This is a genomic window from Mesorhizobium sp. WSM4806 (assembly GCF_055811635.1).
Genome location: NZ_JBVVQZ010000010.1, coordinates 141,649 through 162,313 on the forward strand (window position 1 = coordinate 141,649; position 20,665 = coordinate 162,313).

Here is a 20,665-nt window from a genome sequence, read left to right on the forward strand (position 1 = left end):
CATGCTTGCCGGCTTAGGCCGTGCTCCTCCAGACCCCCGTATGTTCATAGATCGCGTCACGTAGCTCCCTGACGTCACGGTTGATCTGGTTGAGATGCGCTGGGCTTTGTCCTGAGGAGGAAAGCAGAGCGTCAGCAAGGCAGCCTGCACGAGATCTGAGTTCGCGTCCCTTATCAGTCAGTGCAACCACGACCTGCCTCTCGTTCGCGGGATTCCGCGTCCGGCGCAGAAGTCCTGCCGCTTCGAGCCGTTTGAGCAAGGGCGTCAGAGTGCTCGACTCCAGCGCGAGCCTTTCGGCGATGCTGCCAACGGTCAGCTTGTCCTCGCGCCAGAGGACATTGAGTACGAGGTATTGGGGATAAGTCAGGCCCAAATCGTCCAGCAGTGGCTTGTACACCCTCTGGATCGCCATGCCGGCAGAGTAGATCGCGTAACAGAGCTGATCGTCGAGCGGCAATGGGTCGTTGAATTTTTTCGCTGGCATGGGTGCTCTCCTTGGACCCCGATATAGCGTACCCGATCCCAAAAAAGAATATCGCGATAAAAATTATGCTGGACATATCGCGGCTGGAACCGTAGAGAAAGATATCGCGATAATTGTTATCGGGTGAATAAGAGGAGATCAGCATGACTTCCAGGACGACCAACCTTCTGGCCGCAACCGCCGCCGTCGCAGGAATTGCCGCAGCCACGGCCACTCACTCTGCCGAGATAATTCCCGACAACCAGACCGTCCGGAACGTGGTGCTGGTGCACGGCGCGTTCGCTGATGGATCGGGTTGGCGCGGCGTCTATGACGAACTGACCGCCCGCGGCTACCGTGTGTCGATCGTCCAGAACCCGCTTACCTCGCTTGCGGACGACGTTGCCGCAACCAAACGCATTCTTGACCGTCAGGATGGACCTGCGGTCCTTGTGGGACATTCCTGGGGCGGCACCGTGATAACGGAAGCAGGTACCCACTCAAACGTCACAGGCCTGGTTTACGTATCGGCGTTGTCGCCAGATGCCGGAGAGACGACTGCGCAGCAGTACGAAGGCTATCAGAGCCCGCCTGAATTCGTCATCGAAACTACCGCGGACGGCTTCGGCTTCGTTTCTCCCGACCGGTTCAAGATTGGCTTCGCTAACGACACGACGGACGCGGATGCCGCTTTCATGCGGGACTCTCAGGTGCCGATAAACATGTCCGCCTTCGCAACCAGGCTCGAGCATGCCGCCTGGCGAAGCAAGCCGAGCTGGGCAGTGATTGCTACCGACGACAAAGCCTTCGATCAGCGTATGTTGCAAGCGATGGCGAAGCGCATCGGGGCGACAATCACGGAGGTCGCGGCAAGCCATGCGGTCTTTATGACTCAGCCAAAGGTCGTCGCTGACGTGATCGACGAAGCTGCCCGCAAGGGATCTGTCGAGGCGCAATAGTTCGGCCACGCGCGGTGTGCGGACATTTCGAGCTTTAAGCTGTCATAAACGAAAATACGGCCGCCGGATGGCTCATCCGGCGGTTTTGTTTCGAGAGTGTTTCTCTCCGACTCCGCAGACCACTGCCGGTTGTCTCCTTGAAGGCAATCCGGCAGTGGACTGCGCTGGCACTTCTTCGCTACGACCAAGGCGGTCGAGGAATGACCAGGTTCAGGCTCGGCCGGGACGTCGACGCGGTGTCCAAGCAGTCGTCCGACCTGCTGCACCTGTTCCGCAGGGAATTGCTGGCCGTCAACGAGAACTTCCGGCTGGCCGGCGCGGAGCTCGCCCGCTCGGTGCTGGGCTGGATCGGCGGCGCGGCACCCGGCTCCTTGCAGAGCCTGAGCAAGCCGACCGGGGTTATGGCCTATCGCCGTCCCGACTAGAGCGGATGCGGTCAAATTGAGCTGGGCCATCCCGCTCCATCTATTTGTCTTAGCCGCATTTCTGCGACGCCGAGTGATTCCACTTGGCTGCAAAATGCGCGCTGCTGACTGGCAGCCTTGGGCCGAAAACAGACCGGCAGCTTCGGTCTGCAAATCGTCCAGAGCGGACATATACGTTGGGCGCGGGCATCGTCGTGAGACGCGCGGCCGCAAGGACACTTCGACGTTGCCGCTCCCGCCCTACGGGCTCAAGATTCACTCAGCGCTCGACGCATTCTGGCAGGTGCACAGGCTTTTCGAAACGGGCCACCGCCTCTGCCTTTGCACAGGGCGGGAAACCGGCGAGCCGCATGGTCTCGATGAGCCGCCGCCTGTCGTCTTCATTTGTGTCAGGAAGGCTAACAAATCCCTCTATGGTAAGATCGGGAAACCATTTCAGTGCTTCCGCAAGCGCGGTTTTCGCTTCCGCCGTTCGGCCGGAGGCGGCCAGCGCAGCTGGGCGATATACCCACATCCGTCGACCGTAGTTCTCCGGACCCATTTGCTTCTGCATGCGAAGCGCGTCTTCATAGCGTCCGGCCATGAAATAGGCAGCAGCAAAAAGCCTCGTACTCGCCATCGGGTAGTTCGGGTTAAGGCGGATTGCCCGATCGGCCATCTCGGCACCGCGCTGCGGCTCGCCGAAGCTGGATGCCAAGAAAGCGTAGAAGCTCAGAATTTCGAACTGGTTCGGCGCCATGCGTAGCGCCGTGTCGAATTCCATCTTGGCACGTGCAAGATCATTCCTGTCGCCGAAACTGAAGCCCAGCACGGCGTGCGCCTCCGCGTCGCTCGGGTCGAGCATGACCGCACGTTCGGCAGCCTCGGCGGCCAGTCGGAAGTTGGCCTCGAAATCGGCGCCGAAACTGGGCATGACGCCATACGCGTGATAGAGCTCGACCCAGGCGCGCGCGAGCCCCGGGTCGAATTCGACGGCGCGTTTGAGGAGCTTGATGGCCTCCTCGACATCGGCGCGATTCATCTTCGCAAGCTTTTCCGTGCCGAGCAGGTACAGCTCGTAGGCAGTAAGGTCGCTTGGCGGCTTGCGATGCGCCGCAATCCGGCCTGCAACCTCGATCACGCCGTGCCCGCCGCCGAGGCGGTTGGAGACCTGCTCGGAGATCTCCGTCTGGATAGCGAACAGATCTTCGTCGGGCCGGTCCCAGCGGTCCGACCATAGATGTTTGCCGGTTGCCGCGTCGAGGAGCTGCGCAGTGATGCGCAGCCGGCCGGCCTGGCGCTGGATCGAGCCTTCGACCACGAAACCGACCCCGAGCGTTTTGGCGATCTCGGCCAAACCGATCGATCTTCCGGCATATGTTTCAGTCGAGTCGTGCGCGATTACTTGAAATTCCGGGAAACGTGCGAGATCGGTGATGATTTCTTCGGTCAGGCCGTTGCCCAGTCGGCGTGCGGACGTCTCCTCACCCAACACGTCGAAGGGCAGCACCGCGACCAAAGGCTTGCCGCCAGGGGAGAGGGGCCGCAGCATCCACCCTGCAGCAGCGGCGACAGCAAGCACAATCAGTAGCGACCCCACAAAGGCGGCGAGCGGTCGCTGGAGCGCGCGATTACTCGTCCGGCTCGTGGCGGGCATCGCAGCCGCATTCGCCTCCGGCAGCGCCAGCATGTAGCCGCGCCGCGACTTGGTCTTCAGGATGGCATGTCCGTCATCCTTCAGTGCGCGTCGGATCTCGTGGATGCATTGCACCAAGCTGTCGTCAGTGACTGCCGTTCCCGCCCACACCGACTGCATCAGCTCACCCTTGGTGACGAGTCGGTTGGGGTTGTTCGACAAATAGCGGAGCACCGCGAACGCCTGCGGCCTGAGATCAATCGGATTGCCCGGCCCGTCGCTCAGCGTTTCGTTGCTCAGGTCCGCAACTACCCCATTGATAAGGAGCCTGGTCGGCGCCGGGGTGTTCATCGGCTATCTCAATGTCGCTGTCTTGCCTGCCTCGCTTCTTACCATAGTTTTCGGCGCCTGGACTGTCGCCCGATCGTCGTTTCTTCGGCAAAAGATCGTACGGCATTCGTTACTCGACAAGCCCTTCGGCTCACCCTCATGGCAACGTCTTCGGCATTGTCCCGAACAGCCGCCCAACCACAAACTCGTTGCATCGAGAGGAGGACCCACCCATGAAGCCGCGATCAGTCAACGCACGTCGTATCGGCATACTTGTGTTCTCACTGTGTGCTCTCGGGCTCATTCCCTCAGCGCCGATGGCCGCGGATGCCAAATTGGTCGTCGAGCCGGTGGTCGAGAAAAAGGTGAAGGAACTGCCACCCGGACCATTGTTCTGGCGGTTGGAGAATTTCCCCACCCTGGCCCAGGCCCAGGGCGCTGCGGGCTCCACCTCGCTTGCGGCGGAGGTCGCAGGCAAGGTCTGGCTGTTCACGCTTGGGCCGAAGGACGGCGCCACTGCCGGCGGAACCAAGGTAACTGAGATTGGTCCCCTCCCATCGGTCAGCGCGAGCGAATACTTGCTGCGCATCAACCGTGCCGGCGGCGCGCCCGGCGCCAAGTCGTCGATCCATTCACATCCGGGACCGGAGGCCTTCTATGTCCTGGCCGGCAAGCTCGGCCAGAGGACGCCCCACGGCGTGGCTTATGCCGAAGCCGAAACGATCATGGTCGGGCATGGCGCCGATACTCCTATGGAAGTGTTCAACGCCGGAACAACCGATCTCGATCAGTTGGCCATCTTCGTGGTGGATGCCAATCGGCCGTTCTCGTCGCCGGCCAGCCTCAATTGAAGCGACATTTCGCTGGGTCGCGCGAATGTTTGGACGGCGACGAGGCGCCACCCCGGCGCTTTCATCACGGCGCGGTATCTACAAGAGCGGCGCATGCTGTTCAGGTATCGCGTCCGCTTGCCGCGAATGCAAATCCTCGATCGCCGCGGCTCGGGCGCCGTTGCGCTGGCATCAACCTGGCCTGCTGCTCCATATGGCGCAACCACGATTTCCACCGTGGCCGCTGACAATGTCGGCTTTCAGGCGGTGGCAAAGCTGACTTTAGGGGCCGATATCAGGCGCGAAGCGGCCAGAAATGCAGAGTCGAGCAGCCGTTGTCACCACGCAAGCCGTTGGCCGTCGCGGAAGAAGCCGCCGGTCGGGCCATAGTTCGGCAAGGTCTCGGCTCAGACGATGCGCTCTGCCGCGAGCACGCGGGTCAGGGCGTTGAGCTTGCCTTGTTTATGGCGGGCATGGCAGGCGCTGGTCCTTCTGCTATAGCTTTGAGTGCAGCCCTTAGGGCGCCGCGGCGCTGTCCCCGCGGCCGTGTAGCCGGGAGCGCTTCGTAATACGGCCCTGCACTAGGCCGGTCCTTACCATCTGCTGATCTTTCGCTTATGGTCGCCGTTTCGATTTCTCCCAGAGCCGCGATGTTGCAAAACTTTGGACCATTCCAACTCGATGAGGAGGCGCGCTCGCTGAGGCTGCGTGGAGCGGCACAGAAGATTCAGCCGCGCGTCTTTGACCTTTTGGCCTACTTGGTAAGGAATGCAGGTCGGGTAGTGCCGAAGGACGAGCTCATGGATGCTCTTTGGCCGGACCTTACGGTTACCGAAGCTTCCCTGCAGCGCGCCGTGAGCTTGGCCCGTCGCGCGCTTGCAGCCGGAGGGTTGGCGAATTCCATCCGCAGCTTCGTCAAGCATGGCTATCGCTTTGGGATCGACGACCCCCTCCTCGGCCAGATTGCGCCGACTGAGGCTAGCGACGATCTGGAGATTTCTGCCGCACGAGACCTGGCGATCCAGCGGGACTGGGCGGGCGCGGCCGAGCGGTTCGACGCCATCTCCCGGACGCGGGAGCTGGACCCAGGCGATCTTGATCTCTGGGCTCTGGCGGTCGAGTGTTGCGGCCGTCCCGTCGCGGCGATCCCAATACTTTCTCGTGCGGTCGCGGCTCATATGCGGATAGGTCAGTTGGTGCGGGCCGCACGAGCAGCCATCACATTGGCAAAAATCCATCTCGAACGCGGGGCGGCGGACGCAGCCATCGGCTGGCTGGAACGGGGCGGCCAGTTGCTGACCGGCTTGAGCGACAGCGGCACGATGGGTTATCTTTTGTGGATGAAGTCGCGCCTTGCCACTTTCGGAGGCCGACCGAAGGAAGCTCTTGAGCTCGCATCGAAGGCATTCGAGCTGGCCGAGCAGACCGACGATCAGGGACTTCGGGCACTGACGCTGGTTTACAAAGGCTTCTACAACCTCTCCCTCGGCAGGGTGAACGAGGGCAGTGAGCAGCAGAACCACGCCGCCGCCATCGCACTCTCCAGTCAGGTCGACCCGATCACCGGCAGCTTGGTCTACTGCAATATCCTTTGGAGCTGTCGCACTTTCGCCGATTGGCCCCGTGCAAGGCAATGGAGCGAAGGCTTCGAGAGCTGGTGTGAAGCCAGTTTCGCGGAAAGCCCAGGCGCCTGCGGTTTGCATCGTGCGGAAATAGTTGGAGCGCAGCGAACGCTCGGCGAGGCCCTGGCTAACATTGAGGCAGCGATTCCGAAGCTGGCGGACGAAGAGGCTTGGTCTCTGGGCGAGGGCTACCGCGTCCGAGGGGACATTCACGCAATGATTGGCGACCTCTCCCAGGCGAAGTCGGACTATGCAATGGCGTATTCGATTGGATGGGACGCTGAACCGGGCAATGCCGTTCTGCTCTTTGAGACAGGCGACGTGGAGGCTGCGCTTGCTACGCTTCACCGTGCTCTAGAGGGGCTCTCTTGGTTTCACCTGCAGCGTCGCGGACTGCTCTTGGTCAATGCCGCTCGCCTAGCCGCCCTGGGCGGTCGGCCGGAATTGGCCGCCGGTTTCCTCGCGGAAATCGACGCCTCCCCGGAGCGCTGGCCTCAGCCTGCGGTGCGGGCGATGATCGCCGAAACCCGCGCCGCTCTCCTCCCCGCCGATGACCCCCAGGCGATGCAGCTTCGTCTCCTCGCCCGTCAGCTTTGGACAAGTGCCGGCGTAGAGTATCACGCGGCACGTCTCCGGATCGACTTGGCGCGTCGCTTCTTCGACATGGGTGACGTTAGCGGCGGCACCTCGGAACTGGCAGCTGCCGAGCGCACCGCCGCGCGTATCGGATCGCCTCGGCTCATGAGCATGGCTGCAAGTCTGGCTCCAGCACCGATCCCGGCTCACGGGAAGCAGCGTGGCGAGAGCGAACACCTCATGATCGCACCAAGCGGCACTTAACGGCTTTCGCTGTCCCTTGATCGGCAAAAGATAAGCGCAGGATAGGTCGACGGTAAGGACGATCTGCGGCAGCCGGCGCTAACTCTGGCCCAGTCATGCAACCCCGCATGGCCATTGCAATGGTGGGCGTCGAACCTGGGCGCCCGTAATCGGGAGAATTGGAAATGCAACTCTACGTTATTCGTCGGCCGAGCGCCTGGGCGTCGCTCGCCGAACTGGAAACCGCCGGCGCCAAGTCAGCACGGATCGGAAACGAAGAAATGCCTGACAGGGTCAGGTGGATCCGCAGCTACGTCGTGCATGAGCCCGACGGTCGCATCGGCACCTTCTGCATCTACCAGGCGCAGGACGGTGCGGCGATCCGCGAACATGCCCATCGCGTGGGCATGCCCGGCGAGGAATTCTATCCGGTCGCCACCACCGTGATCGTGCGGGCTGACCCGGCTGTAGAAGCCGCGGCAGCATGACCCATTAGCCCCGCGGGGCCATAGCTCCGCGGGTGCTCCTCAACCCCTCAGATGGAGGAACATAATGAATTTCCCACAGACGACCTTGCTGGTCGCCACCCTCGCGGCTGGTGCCGTTTGCCAGCCCGTTAAGGCTCACGAACTGGGTTCACGTGGCGACCCCACGGCTATTGCCCAATCGCGGGCCGCCGCAGAAGCTTACTACGACCTCGCCGACGCGACTGCAGCCGGCTACGAGCCGCTCTTCGACTGCACCGACGCGGGCGCCGAGGGGGCCATGGGCCAGCACTACATCAATAAGGGCTACGCCATGGACGGAAAGCTGGTTCTGGATCAGCCGGATGTGATTATGTACGAGCCGCAGGCCGACGGATCGATGCATCTGGTAGCGCTCGAGTACATCGTGTTCAAGGCACAGTGGCAGGGTTCGGAGGCACCGAGTTTCCTAGGTCAGGAGCTGAAGCTCAAGTCCAAGGTCGGTGTTCACCCGGTGGATCCATACTATGAGCTCCACGTCTGGCACTGGCGCTCCAATCCCAGCGGCATGATGGCGGACAACAACCGCAGTGTTAGCTGCGCTCACAGCGGCTGATGCGCTTGCATCGGCCCGCAAGTGCGGGCCGATGCAACGACCTCGGCGTTTGGGACAGCCGCCTCCATCCGGGTGGCGGAGTTGAAACCGGACAGAGGTGGGAAGCTTAGGCTGGGCACCGAGCATCTCCAGGTATTTTGGGCGGGACCTGGGACGACGCAAATTGACCAAGGCGGACATTCCCGAGTGCGGAATAAGCTCCTCGAAGCGGGCGTTGGGCGAGACCGGAAATCTCCGACTTCGTCGTACGTTCTTCGGCCGCTGCCCGTTCTTTGCCCGGTTGGAAGTCAACCGAGAAACATCGTTCCCGCAAGATTTCAGACGGGGCTGATCGGCACCGCCGCCGGGGGCCGCTTCAGTGTGCTCGCGTATGTGTGAATCTTTGCTGTATGGGCAAGCACCTCGGCCTTGCTTGGCCCGCGAACTATGACCGCCCAGTCGGTCGACGACGGGCGGGTATCCATCCCAAATGAACGAGACATGATCTGATCTCCTGTGGTTTCGGTTGTGGCGCCTTCTTGGCGCACTTGCGGAGATCGCAGCTTCGCAGGGAAGCAAGCGTTTGAACGCCCGTTGTTTTTGTCAGACCCGACCGGCAGGGCGTCCACAGCCGTTCTGACGCAAAAACCTCTCGATTTCACACTGTCGTTCCCACTGCACGTCAAACGCTGCCAGCCGAGGTTTAGCCGTCCGGGGCGATCCCGGTCGCGCAACATTCGAACCCAGGAGTGAATGACATGCAGGATGATACAATGATCATGGAAAAGTCTCCCGTTAAGAAGGCGCCGCGGGAGCCGAGGAACGGCGTCGACACGCCCACCCTTCTGGCCACCATCAACGCCGTCGCGGGGCAGCCGGAGCTTGCCCAGTTCAAATTCCGTGCCAAGAGCCGCTGGATTGCCGGCACCCACAGCAGCAGCACGATGGCCAACTTCTTCGGCGCCGGCGCGGAGCAGTCTCACATGATGGCCTACCAGGCCGACAGCGACCATCCAGCGGTCCTGTGCGGCACAGACAACGGCCCGACGCCGGTCGAATACCTCCTCCACGCGCTTGCTTCCTGCCTCACGGCCGGCATCGCGAACATCGCGGCCGTGCGCGGGGTTACGCTGCATGAGGTGGAATCGACCGTCGAAGGCGACATCGACCTTCGCGGCATCCTCGGCATCTCCAACGAGGTCCGCAACGGCTACCAAGGCATCCGTATCTCCTTCAAGATCAAGGGCGATGCTCCGGCTGAGAAGCTCGAGGAAATCGTAATGCAGTCGCGCGCCCGTTCCGCGGTGTTCGACGTGCTGACCAACGGCGTGCCGGTCTCGGTTGCCGTGAAAGGCTGACTTTGGTCGGAAGTGCAATATCGCCGGCCTTGTCCTGGAAAGGATGGCGCCGGCGATCTGTTGCCCCCTGCTTACAAGGCGCGAATTCAATGCAATGTACAGACGTGGCCATTATTGGTGCCGGGCAGGCGGGTCTAGCCATGAGCCGGTGCCTGTCAGAGCGCGGGGTCTGCCACGTCGTGCTGGAGCGTGGCCGGATCGCGGAGCGCTGGCGCAGCGAACGGTGGGATTCCCTCCGCCTGCTGACGCCCAACTGGATGACGCGCCTGCCCGGCGGCGGCTATCGCGGGGCCGATCCCGACGGTTTCATGACAATGGCTGAGACCGTCGGGTTCTTGGAGAATTACGCATGCTCGATCACCGCGCCGGTAGTGGACGGTGTAGAGGTGCTTTCGACCGAAAGGATCGACGGAGGCTTCCGGCTGCTGACCGATCGCGGTCAATGGAGCGTGCGTGCGGTGGTAGTTGCGACCGGATACAGTGACAGGCCGCGGATTCCGCCAATCGCAAAGCAGATCTCCTCCCGTGTCAGGCAGATCGTGCCGCGGGACTATCGCAATCCTCGGCAGCTGGCTCAGGGCGGCGTTCTCGTGGCCGGGGCCTCCGCGACGGGAATACAACTCGCGGAGGAGATCCATCGCTCCGGGCGCCCGGTAACCCTGTCGGTCGGCAGTCATACACGCCTGCCGAGGCTTTACCACGGGCACGACATCCTGTGGTGGCTCGACCGGCTGGGAATGCTTGCCAAGCCCGTCGCCGAAGTTTCGGATCTAGCTGCGGCACGGCGGCAGCCGTCGCTGCAGCTAATAGGTACACCCGAGCGCAGGTCGCTCGACCTCGCCGGCCTTCGGGAGCAAGGCGTTCGTCTTGTTGGTCGAGCGGTTGCCGCTTACGATACACGCATTCGGTTCAATGGCGATCTCGCCGACACGACCATGGCGGCGGAACGTACGCTGAGGCGCGTGCTGGCCAATATAGACCGCGCGGCCGCCGGCGAGGGCCGCTACTCCATCGGTCCCGGTTCCATTCCGAGCCTGATCCTGAGCGCCGAACCGACCGAAATCGATCTCATCGACCAAGGTATCGAGACCGTCATATGGGCCACCGGCTATCGCCGGGAATACCCATGGCTGAAACTGGATGTGTTCGATGGCCGGGGCGAAATTCAGAACGATGGTGGCGTCTGCGCGTATCCGGGACTTTACGTGCTCGGCCTCAATTTCATGCGCCATCGAAGCTCCAGCTTCCTTGACGGCGTCGGCCGCGATGCGGAGGCGCTGGCGGCCCACGTGGCAATGTTTCTCAACGCCTCCCGCCGAGCCGCGGCCTGACCGCCGAATACAACGCTGGCGCGGCAAAAATCGACGTTGCCTTCAACGGTGACGCTCACGGCAGACCACGACAAGGGGCTCCACTGGCGCCGCAGTCAGCGCCCGCAACCATGGAGAAAATCAAATGAGTGCAATGGTGAACCCATCCCTGTCCCTCACCACAACGCGAGGTTTGCGCTGGGCTGGCGGAACAATGCTGGCCGCAGTCTGGCGTTCCATTCGCATCCAGCGGGACCGTCGACAGCTTTATGAGTTGCCGGACTACATCCTGCGCGACGTCGGCATCACCCGCTCCGAGATCAACTCGATCACCTCCTTTGCCGGGCGTGATCCCAGCCGCCGCACCCGGCCTTGAGCCGGCACGAAGGAGGTCGTCCGATGAGCGCCGCATCGACGTTCTGCGTCTCGCATAAAGCGTGCCACGCACCGCTTGCCATCGCCCTGCACTGCTCCGGCGGCAGCGGACGGCAGTGGCGCAACCTGGCGGAGCGGCTCGATGACAGCTACCGGTTCATCGCACCCGATTTGATCGGGGCACCGGGCGCCGGCACCTGGAATGGTGCCGGCACTTTCCGTTTGGCCGACGAAGCCGCCGGGATCCTGGAGATGATCGACCACCATGACGGGCCTGTGCATCTTGTTGGCCATTCCTATGGTGGTGGATTGGCCCTGCATATAGCAGCGATGCGTCCAGACAGACTGGCCAGCCTCTCCCTTTATGAACCGTCTGCCTTTCACCTGCTGCGCCAGCTGGACTCTGAGGGCCACGAGGCGCTCGGCGAAATCTCGTCGATCGCAGGCGCGATACACGACAGCTTGATCAACGGTAGCTACCTGGCCGCGACAGCTCGTTTCATCGACTACTGGAGCGGAGCCGGCACCTTCGACGCGATGAAGCCGGAACTTCAGGCGGCACTCGTGCGGTTTCTGCCGAAGGCCAGCCTCGACTTCCACGCGTTGATCCACGAGTCGACGCCGGCGAGCGAATATGCCCGATTTGGCTTTCCGGTCTTGATACTGCGTGGCGAATTTGCACCAGTTCCGACGCGGCTCATCGCCTGCGAACTGGTTTCTCGCGTTCCGGCCGCGATCGGGGCGATTGTTCCTGGCGCCGGACACATGGGGCCGCTGACCCACGCAGACCTGGTGGCGGATCGTTTGGTCCGGCAGATATTGTTCCATGATACCGCAGGATCGCGAGCTGCGTGACCGCGGCTTGCTCGCCTAGGCAGCGCAAACCTTCGAAGCAGATCCTTGGATGCGGAGGAATCACACCGTAGCGGCTATGCGATCGCGCACGATATTTCCGGCCGGGTCCTCCGTGTCAGAGAAATCTTCCCGCATCTGCATTTCGGCGTATAGCTTGCTCGCTTCCGCGAGAGTGGCATCCGCACCAGCGATTTTACCGCGCCGCTTCGCCAGCCCGAGAGCTAGCAAGGAGCGGGCAAGCTCCGGCCGTAATTCAACCCGCCGGGCAAGATCGCAGGCCTGTTCGAGCCAGTTAATGGCAGATCTGGAAGGTTTGAGTTCCGCAAGGCCGCGCAGTACCATGACCTCGCTCCACGGGTCGCCGCGTCCGCGCGCAAGCTCGAGCGCATGGCCGAGATTGGCCGCAGCTTCCGGCTCACAGAGGCGCGTACGCACGCATGCGAGCACCGCGCGCGCGTGACATTCGAACTGGGCAAGATCGAGCCGCTCAGCCTCGGTCACTGCCATTTCCAAGGTGGCGCCCGCGTCGTAGTTGCGGCCGAGCAGGAATTCCGCATGCCCGAGCACAGTCAACAGCCATGGCCGGAGTAGGATAAATGCGCTGGTCGCGGCTTCGGAGGACCAAAACTGCAGCGCCTCGACAAGCGCCGGATCGGGCCCGCGCAGGACGCCCACCACACCGGTAAAATAGGCGGCCGCGCAGCTGTCGATCGGGCGCGCCACTTCGGCGGCGACCTTCTGCAATCCCGCAAGCGAACGCTCCGCATCGTCGAACCGGCCAAGGCGCGCTTCCGCCTGCGCGCGATGCCCCAGATACCAAACCGCACGCGCACCGAGCTGTCCGAAACGCTCCAGACGCCAGGCTTTGGTGAACCTCTCCTCATGCGGAACAAGGCGCTCCAGCACCTGCCGCGCCTCGCTGCGGATCAGAAGCGCCTGTGAGGTGGCCAGATCCGACTCGCTTATGCAGCGCTGCACGCCATTTGCCATCGCGCCGCGCTTGAGTGTGTCGGCCGGTTCCAGCGCCTCCTCGTAGCGGCCGTGGGAGCTGTTTAGATAGCTCAAGTGGAGCAACACGTCGGAGATGAGTTGCGGGTCGCCCAGTTCCATGGCCAGTTCGCGCGCTTCCAACAGCTGCGGCAGCGCCTTCCGGTAGGCACCAAGCGCGCCGTAGGCGGGCCGCATCCGCACCCGCAGGTTGATCGCCTGGGCGAGAGTTTTGGGATTCCGGGGCAATGCGGTGACTGCTTTGCGGGCGTTTTCGAGGAACTGGACCGCGGCGGAATAGGCCGAGCGTTCCTCAGCCCGACCCGCCGCTTGCAGCAGATAATCCGCGGCAGGTTCCCATGCCTCGGCACGAAGCGCGTGTTCGGCCAGTTCCTCGATGTGGTGATTCAGCGATCCGGCATAGAGTCTGTCCATTGCAACCAATGCAGCCCGATGCAGCCTTTTTCGGTCCTCCGCCAGCAGCGATTCGTAGGTCACCTTGAGCGTCAACGCGTGCTTGAACGTATATTCCACGTGAGGATAGCTCTGGACCTCGAACAGGAATTCCAAACTCTGCAGTTTGGCCAGACATGCCTCCAGCTCGGCCGCCGGTAGCGGCGAGAGCGCCCTCAGCAGCGGATACGGAACATTCTTGCCGATAACCGAAGCGACTTGGAGTATCTGCCTTTCCGAGTCACCCAGCTGCTGGATGCGTGCGGCGATGAGCGATTGAACCGTCGACGGGATGGTGATGGATTCCACGGGTCTCTTGAGCTCGTAGCAGCCCGACTGGCCGGCAAGGACACCATCCGCAACCAGTCCGCGCACCATTTCCTCCAGAAACAGCGGCGTGCCCTCGGCCCGCTCGGCAAGCGATTGCCGAAGTTCCCCGAGGCTAGGATCGGATCCCAGCAATTCGGTAAGGAATTGCTCCATTTCGTCCCGCGCGAACCGCTCCAGCCTTACCTGCTGGAAATAGCCGCGGCGGTTCCATTCGTGCCGGTACTGCGGCCTGTAGGTGGCGAGCAGCATGATACGGTTGGCGCCCATGACCTCGACCAGCCTGTTCATTACGGCCTCGCTCTCGGCATCGATCCAGTGCAGATCCTCGATAAGAACGGCCACGGGCGAGGCCTGACTCAAGGCAACGAGGAAAGCGCTCATCGCCTCGGATACCCGTGAGGTCCGCTCCCGCGCATCGAGATGCGGCCAGGAAGAATCGTTGATCGGCAGGTCCGCGAGGAAGCAAAGCGGCGCCGTATGACGTGGATCCAGGTCCAGTTCCGCCTGTTTGAAGGCAAACAGGCGCTGGGCTTCCGCCAAGCCGTCTTCGCCGCGAATGCCACAAGCCGAGAGCAGCAGCTTCTTTACGGCGCCCAGAGTAACTGACGAATCAAACTCCAGACCGCCGCATTCAAGCACAGTAAAACCGGCCACCTCGTCGAGGGAGAGAAATTCATGGGCAAGCCTCGACTTGCCGATGCCGGGGTCGGCGACGATCCCGACGACCTGGCCGTGGCCCTCCCGGACGCGGCGCCAGGTTGCAAGGAGGATTTTGAGCTCGAGCTCGCGCGCCACCAGTCCGGTAAGGCCGCGGTTGGCCCTCAGGTGCCAGCGCGACAGAGCGTGATTTTCGCCCAAAAGCTCGTAAATGCGTTCGTCGCGGCCAAGTTGCGGATACTCCGAATGCGCTAAGCGGTGCATCTGCACATAGCCCCCGGCGGCGGCGCGCGCCCGGCCTGTTGCGGCGATCGTCGCACGGTGCAAGGCACGCATCAGCCGGTTGGCTGCACGCGGCGCGGCTCCGGCCAGTTCAACCTTGCTGGCTTCGGTCGTCCATTGCTGCCGTACGATCAACTCGCCGGTGTCTATTCCGGCCCTCAACTGGATCCCGCCCTGGGAAAGCTCCTCCACAGCTAGCTTGGCCGCAAGCGCGGCGCGGCATGCAAGATAAGCGTGGTCCTCGGTGGCGCGAGCGAGGCCGAATGCTGCGGTGATTGTCCCGTCAGCAGCCGACGTGACGACGCCGCCATGGCTCTCCACGACTTGTATCACGCGATCCTCGACGGGCTGGAATTCGCGGATTGCCACTTCTGGGTCCTCCGTTTCGAGGAGATGCATGGGACTGATCACTTCCGTGGCCAGCACTGTGATGTACTGCCGCGAGCGGTTGATCCCCAAGGACGCCGGAGGGCCTGCCAGTTGCTGCGTCTGTTCGGGGTCGGCAAGGAAACGACGCGTTTCGTCCACGAAGGTTGCGAATGCCGGTTCATGGCCAAGTAACACGTGGTTGACGCTGTCGAGCGCGACGAAACGGGCGCCGGGGATTTTGCCGGCCATCGCCTGGCCGTGATCGAACGGAATGACCGCGTCCCTCGTGGCATGCATCACCAGGGTTGGAACGCGAATCCGCGGTAACAGCTCGTCCACGTCGATTACTGCGCCTTCCTCGAAGATGCGATGGGCAATCTCCGGCGAGACGGTGTTGCGTTGCAGTTCGTTATACCAGTTCCTCTGTTCCGGCGTTGCTTCCGGAATGAAGAGGGAGGTGAACATCTGCCGGAACACCGGGTCGTCTTGGCCCCAGCCCTCCTGTATCAGCGCTCCCATGGCCTCGCGGCGCGCTATTTCGCGCTGACTGCCCCGTTTGCGCCAGCCTTTGGCAAATCCGCCATACAGCACCATCCCCGCGACGCGCTCGGGATGCCGGGCGGCATAGGCTATCGAAACGGCGCACCCCTGGGAAATGCCGAGCAGGGAAACGCGGCGCAGACCGGCCGCATCGATGATGCTCTCCAGGTCGGCGACCATGGCATCAAAGGATAGGTCGGCCGGATACCGGTCCGACAGGCCGTTGCCGCGCTGGTCGTAGCGTATCAGCTGGTAGTGCGAGGAAAGGCCCTCGATCCAATGCTTCCACACCGGACTGTCCCATTCGAGCTCGAGATGGGACATCCAGTGGGCTGCCCTTACCAAAGGAGGGCCTTGACCACTCAAGGAATAGGCCAGGCGCGCGCCGTCCGGAGTAGTGCACCGGCGGATCTCCTGCGCGAGGGCCCGCTCCGGCAAAGGGGAGAGATCCATCTCCGCCGCCGGCCAAACCGGCGGAGTGACGGTCTCACCGGTGGGAGCGGTCCCGGTGTCGGTTCTCAAAGCGCGGCTCTGGACCATGGCGGATTGCCGTGCTGCCTCGCTCAGCCGGCGGATGTCCGCCCGAAGAGCCTCGTCCTCGGGCTCCAACCCATGCAGGACATGCGCGTGCGTAAGAGCACGCGCCGGCTCATCCGCCAGCCTGTCGACGAGCACCCGAAGGATGCGCAGATGCGTCACGTGCAGTTCGTCGGCGGTCGCAATGCGCCAAGCTTCGAATTCCGGACAGCGCGGCAGTGAGAGATCATCCAGGAAACATCCGCGGAACGCCCCAGCGAGGGCCTCCAGTTTCTCCCGATCGAGAGCCTCTATGTCACGAACATCGAGGCCGCGGAGCGGCGCGATGTCCAGCACGATTTCGCTGGTGTTCAGGCGAACTACGCTGCGGTCGGCTTCCAGAATTCCGCTGTTCCCGAAGTCGACGACCTGCCTTATCTTGGAGAGACTCCAGCGCAGGGCGCCGCGAGGATCGTCCGGTACCTCCCAGAACATTTCGCAAAGGCGCTCGCGCCGCTGCGGGCGCTCTACGAGCGCAAGATAGGCCAGCAGCGCCCGCGTCTTTTTCGAAGGCGGCAAGGAAACGACCTCGCCATGGCGAAGGACGGTCAGATCTCCAAGAACGCGAATTTCGAGCGACACTTTGCCAATCCCAGTGCGCCTGCTAAATTAGCGATGGATTGTATCAAGTCCGTGCCGCTGCAGAGAGCGTTCGTTTCAGAAGCGCGAGGTTTCCGCTTGCGCTCTGATTTGCTCTTTTGTTTGTGGGGAAGCCGACACCGACAAGTGCAGGTGAAGCCGAGCCGAACGGGATCACGCCCGTTTCGACTCGCTTTGGTGATGACGACGACGCTCCAAACAGCCGGGAGGCGGGATCTCACGCTGCCGCGCGCACCCATCGGGGCAGCAGGCTCTCGGGATTTGCGCATGCGCCGGACGTGTAGTGTGCGCCGACGAACTCCAGCCGGGCGGCGAGCGTGCCGTCCCGCCAGGCCGCAAGCGTATCCATGCAGCCACCGATATGCTCGCCGCCGACGAAGACCTGCGGGATTGTGGGCGAACCGATCCGGGCCCTCAGGGCCTTGCGGATTTCCCCGTCCAGGCCGTTCTTCTGGAATTCCGGAGTATCGATTTCGATGGACCTGTAGGCGATTCCGGCACGGTCGAAGAGCTTTCTTACCGTCCAGCAGAATTCGCACCATGTCAGAGCGAACATGACCACCGGACGCTCCGGATCATGGATCGCCTCATCGACTAGCGCATGCGCCGACGGTTCGATTTGGATTTCGTTCACGGGTGCCGATGAAAGGACGAAGGACGGCGGCCGGTCGAAGCGGTAGCCGGGTGTGGAGTGAGAGATCGCCTCTTCGGCTGCCGACATTTCCTCGCTGATGTTATCGAAGAGGATCGTACTGAGATACCGCTCCCCCGTATCAGGCAACATACACAGCACGTTCCGGTCCGGGCCGACGCGTCGAGCGATTTCCAGTGCCCCGCTCAAGGTTGCCCCGCCGGAGATGCCAGCCAGTATTCCTTCTTCCGTCGCAAGCCGGCGCGCGGCTTTCAGAGCGCTGGCGCCTGAAACGGGCAGGATTTCGTCCACGAGATCGTCAGCCATAGCTTTGCCTACGATCTGCGGAATGAAATCAGGGCTCCACCCCTGCATCGGGTGCGGCCGGAAGCGAGTATGCGCCCGTGTCGGCAGTCCTTGTTCGTCGAAGCTTTGCGGAATGCCACTCGACAGCAGCGCCGAATTGTCAGGCTCGCAGACGATGATCCGCGTTTCCGGGCGCTCGCGCTTGAGCACTCGCGCCACACCGGCAAGCGTTCCGCCGGTCCCGGTGCCGGTAACCCAGTAGTCGAGTGGACGGTCTTGGAATGCCGCGAGGATTTCGAGCGCAGTCGTGCGGGCATGGATATCGGCGTTGACGGGCGTCTCGAATTGCCGGCAGAGGAACCAGCCGTGCAATCCGGCCAACTCGACCGCCTTGGCAAGCATGCCGCTGCCGCGCTCGACGGCAGGGGTTAACACGACCTTGGCACCGAAGAAACGCATCAGCTTGCGGCGTTCGACGCTGGCGTTTTCCGGCATGACGATGACGAGCGGGTAGCCTTTCCTCGCACAAACCATGGCAAGTCCTATGCCCGTGTTGCCGCTCGTCGCCTCGATCACCGTCTGGCCAGGCCGAAGTGCACCGGAACCCTCCGCCTCTTCGATGACCGCGGCGGCAAAACGGTCCTTGATCGAGCCGCCAGGATTGAACGCCTCGATCTTGGCATAGAGCGAAGCGGTGCCGTTGTTGATGCGGGAAAGGCGAACGACCGGCGTATCGCCGATCGTGTCGAGAATGCTGTCGTAGATACTGCTCATCTCAGCTGGTCCTTGATTGGTGACGACGGTGCTCCGCCAGTCTCATCGATCTCTGAGGTTGGCAGGACGACCGTGGTCTGCAGCGTTCGAACCACCGTGGAATTAAGTGGATTTCGACGTTTGAATCAAAGGCTCATCGCAGGGTTCGGAAGTCGGCCGCATGGTATCTGCGCTCTCGCGCCGGATGACGCTGCCAATACGCCCAAAATCACGAGATTGGCCGCGCCTGCGACAAATGCCCCCAGGAACGCGGGGCCATAGCTGCCGAAGCTGTCATAGACGAAGCCGCCGAAATAACCGGCCACGCCCATGCCCACCCAGCCGATCAGCATGACGATGCCGAGTGACTGGCCAAAGCGTTCGGCTGGCGCAAATTGGCGCACGCAAAGGATCAGGCACGTCATGTTTCCGGCAAAGCCGAAGCCGAAAACCGACGACAGCGCCAGTAGGCTCAGCTGCTGGTCCAGCGCTGGAAAAATCGCAACGCATGCCGTCTGAATGAAGGACGCGAGGGCATAGGCGGCAAGATTGCCTGCCCGGTCGGCGAGGAGCCCGAATGCGATCCGCCCGATGCCGCCGAACAGCATGGCGATCAGCAGACTAAGCGATCCGACGTCCGAAGACCCGCACACGGCCGTGACGAAACTTGTGAGGTGTATCAGCGGGAAGCCCATGCAGGCGCAGCAGAGAAAGGCTGCGGCAGATAGCAGCGTCATCGGAGAAAGCCGGCCACCTTGGAAACCTGGTCTTGCTGAAGACTGCACCGGTGCGGCAACCACACGATCGACGGGCGGCGCCTGCACCGCCGGCATGGAGATCGCCAGCGCGGCCAGCGTCGCCGCCGCCATGATCGCGTATGCGAGGCGCCAGCCGACGCCGTCGATCAGGGCATTTGCGGCGTAGGGCATTATGCCCTGACCCAAGGCTCCGCCTGCTGTGACGATCCCTATCGCCAGGCCGCGGCGGCGGTCGAACCAGTGCCCGGTTACGGCAAGTACCGGCGCGTAGAGACACGCAAAGCCTATCCCGCCCAAGACGAAATTGGCCGCATAGATCTGCCAGAGCGAACAGGCGAAGGAAAGCGCGGCGAGCGCGATCACCATGCCGGCCGAGCCGATGAATAGCAGGGTTTTGATACTCACGCGATCCGACAGCCGGCCCCAGAGCAGCCCGCCCACCGCCATGCCGATGCTTGACAGCGTGTAGGCAAGGCTGATGTCGGCTCTCGACCAGCCAAACTCCGCCTCAAGCGGTCTGATGAAGACGGATGTCAGAGCTAGGCTGCCAAATCCGAATGCCATCGCGGTCGTAGCGCCGGCCGCGGCCAAAAGACCGCGCAGCGGCATTGCGCTGCCCAGAGGCGCCCTGCCTCGAGTCGGTGATGATTGACGATTCGAAATGTTCCTGCCCTCGAAAGACTTCTTCGAGGCTGTCATCGGCCAGGGGTATGGAAGCAGGCGTGTGCGTCAGCGTGGAAAATTATAATGCGGACCGTGGAAACGGCTACATAGAAACCTCCAATCTCCTTCCTTGTGGGGTAAGTGCCGCACGCTGCCGTGTGTAGAGAAATTCAAGGTGCCGCAAAGCCGCAGAAACAGAAGCGCCGCATCAGTTGGGCCGAACTGTGGAAGATTCGGCCTGACCTGAAGCCGGTGAATGACAATGAGCAAACGCCTAGGTCGGCTCGCCCAATTCTGCTTCGTTTCTTGCCGTCGGGCGACGCTCGTCATCGATAGGCGGAAGCTGCATAACCTCCGCCTCGGTGCGACCGAACTCACGGCCGATTTGAAATGCCGCGAACAGCGCGCCAAGGCCGATCAAGAATCTAAGCATAGGGGTCTCCTTCGGCTCAGTAACCCGACGGACGGCGGTTTGTTCCAAGGGACGGGAACCGCAATGAACAGTGCCCGTTGCCTATGATCGATTGGTGAGGAGACGCAGAGATGGCCCGAAAAAAATCGACCAAAACGAGCCGGGTTAAGAAGGGGGCCGATCTTGAAGTTGAGCACCTGACGGAAGTGTCAGACGTGACACCGAAACAGGCGCGAACACTGCTTCGCAAGCACGGTGCCGACTGGCAGAAGCTGAAGGACGAAGCCGAAGATTTGAAGGAAGACTGACCAGGTATCCGAGGCAAGCC

General features: G+C 62.3%; 17 protein-coding genes and 1 pseudogene. 11 read left to right on the plus strand and 7 right to left on the minus strand.

Annotated elements, in window-relative coordinates:
- Positions 1-13: 13 nt before the first annotated feature.
- Positions 14-484: a MarR family winged helix-turn-helix transcriptional regulator gene (locus tag AC0L2M_RS17115; RefSeq protein ID WP_128169661.1), complete on the minus strand. Its 471-nt coding sequence runs from the start codon at positions 482-484 to the stop codon at positions 14-16.
- Positions 485-627: 143 nt separating this feature from the next.
- Here AC0L2M_RS17115 and AC0L2M_RS17120 point away from each other — a divergent pair, with 143 nt between their 5' ends.
- Both AC0L2M_RS17120 and AC0L2M_RS17125 read left to right on the plus strand, forming a co-directional pair.
- The gene (locus tag AC0L2M_RS17120) at positions 628-1,422 is read left to right on the plus strand and encodes an alpha/beta fold hydrolase (RefSeq protein ID WP_287260446.1); all 795 of its coding nucleotides are present in this window, start codon (positions 628-630) and stop codon (positions 1,420-1,422) included.
- 212 nt (positions 1,423-1,634) lie between these two features.
- Positions 1,635-1,847 (plus strand): annotated as a pseudogene (locus AC0L2M_RS17125) (LacI family transcriptional regulator); the annotation flags it as partial.
- 259 nt (positions 1,848-2,106) lie between these two features.
- Here the strand turns inward: AC0L2M_RS17125 and AC0L2M_RS17130 are convergent.
- A complete protein-coding gene (locus tag AC0L2M_RS17130) occupies positions 2,107-3,813 on the minus strand; it encodes a winged helix-turn-helix domain-containing protein (RefSeq protein WP_128169659.1) in 1,707 nt (568 codons plus the stop codon).
- 212 nt (positions 3,814-4,025) lie between these two features.
- Between AC0L2M_RS17130 and AC0L2M_RS17135 the strand changes: the two genes are divergently transcribed.
- From AC0L2M_RS17135 to AC0L2M_RS17150, 4 genes are all read left to right on the plus strand, one after another.
- Positions 4,026-4,643, plus strand: a complete 618-nt coding sequence (locus AC0L2M_RS17135) for a cupin domain-containing protein (protein WP_473535442.1) — start codon at positions 4,026-4,028, stop codon at positions 4,641-4,643.
- Between the two features lie 596 nt (positions 4,644-5,239).
- On the plus strand, positions 5,240-7,084 hold the full coding sequence (locus AC0L2M_RS17140) for a winged helix-turn-helix domain-containing protein (RefSeq protein WP_128169657.1): 1,845 nt from the start codon (positions 5,240-5,242) through the stop codon (positions 7,082-7,084).
- Positions 7,085-7,248: 164 nt separating this feature from the next.
- Entirely contained in the window at positions 7,249-7,551 is a 303-nt protein-coding gene (locus AC0L2M_RS17145; RefSeq protein WP_023797384.1) for a nickel-binding protein, read from the plus strand.
- 64 nt (positions 7,552-7,615) lie between these two features.
- Entirely contained in the window at positions 7,616-8,143 is a 528-nt protein-coding gene (locus AC0L2M_RS17150; RefSeq protein WP_023797383.1) for a hypothetical protein, read from the plus strand.
- A gap of 317 nt (positions 8,144-8,460) precedes the next feature.
- Here AC0L2M_RS17150 and AC0L2M_RS17155 read toward each other — a convergent pair whose 3' ends face one another.
- Positions 8,461-8,625 carry a hypothetical protein gene (locus tag AC0L2M_RS17155; protein WP_156942548.1) on the minus strand — a complete coding sequence of 55 codons (165 nt, stop codon included), beginning with the start codon at positions 8,623-8,625 and terminating at the stop codon, positions 8,461-8,463.
- Between the two features lie 255 nt (positions 8,626-8,880).
- On the opposite strand from AC0L2M_RS17155, the gene AC0L2M_RS17160 reads away from it, so the two are divergent.
- From AC0L2M_RS17160 to AC0L2M_RS17175, 4 genes are all read left to right on the plus strand, one after another.
- Positions 8,881-9,480: an OsmC family protein gene (locus tag AC0L2M_RS17160; RefSeq protein WP_084833613.1), complete on the plus strand. Its 600-nt coding sequence runs from the start codon at positions 8,881-8,883 to the stop codon at positions 9,478-9,480.
- Positions 9,481-9,569: 89 nt separating this feature from the next.
- Positions 9,570-10,811, plus strand: a complete 1,242-nt coding sequence (locus AC0L2M_RS17165; protein ID WP_023797381.1) for an NAD(P)-binding domain-containing protein — start codon at positions 9,570-9,572, stop codon at positions 10,809-10,811.
- A gap of 124 nt (positions 10,812-10,935) precedes the next feature.
- Entirely contained in the window at positions 10,936-11,166 is a 231-nt protein-coding gene (locus AC0L2M_RS17170) for a YjiS-like domain-containing protein (protein WP_128169656.1), read from the plus strand.
- A 23-nt stretch (positions 11,167-11,189) separates the two neighbouring features.
- Positions 11,190-12,020, plus strand: coding sequence for an alpha/beta fold hydrolase (locus AC0L2M_RS17175; RefSeq protein WP_473535443.1), 831 nt, complete (start codon positions 11,190-11,192; stop codon positions 12,018-12,020).
- A gap of 60 nt (positions 12,021-12,080) precedes the next feature.
- Here AC0L2M_RS17175 and AC0L2M_RS17180 read toward each other — a convergent pair whose 3' ends face one another.
- The 4 genes from AC0L2M_RS17180 to AC0L2M_RS17195 all read right to left on the minus strand — a co-directional run bounded on the left by AC0L2M_RS17180 (position 12,081) and on the right by AC0L2M_RS17195 (position 20,358).
- Positions 12,081-16,796 (minus strand): alpha/beta fold hydrolase, encoded by a 4,716-nt coding sequence (locus tag AC0L2M_RS17180; RefSeq protein WP_473535444.1) that lies wholly within the window; start codon positions 16,794-16,796, stop codon positions 12,081-12,083.
- 235 nt (positions 16,797-17,031) lie between these two features.
- Complete coding sequence (gene cysK, locus AC0L2M_RS17185; RefSeq protein ID WP_128169653.1) at positions 17,032-18,525, minus strand: cysteine synthase A; 1,494 nt, start codon at positions 18,523-18,525, stop codon at positions 17,032-17,034.
- A gap of 125 nt (positions 18,526-18,650) precedes the next feature.
- Positions 18,651-19,871, minus strand: a complete 1,221-nt coding sequence (locus AC0L2M_RS17190; RefSeq protein WP_287230151.1) for an MFS transporter — start codon at positions 19,869-19,871, stop codon at positions 18,651-18,653.
- Between the two features lie 328 nt (positions 19,872-20,199).
- Positions 20,200-20,358, minus strand: coding sequence for a hypothetical protein (locus tag AC0L2M_RS17195; protein WP_287230153.1), 159 nt, complete (start codon positions 20,356-20,358; stop codon positions 20,200-20,202).
- Between the two features lie 110 nt (positions 20,359-20,468).
- Here AC0L2M_RS17195 and AC0L2M_RS17200 point away from each other — a divergent pair, with 110 nt between their 5' ends.
- On the plus strand, positions 20,469-20,645 hold the full coding sequence (locus tag AC0L2M_RS17200) for a hypothetical protein (protein WP_084833610.1): 177 nt from the start codon (positions 20,469-20,471) through the stop codon (positions 20,643-20,645).
- Positions 20,646-20,665 lie beyond the last annotated feature (20 nt).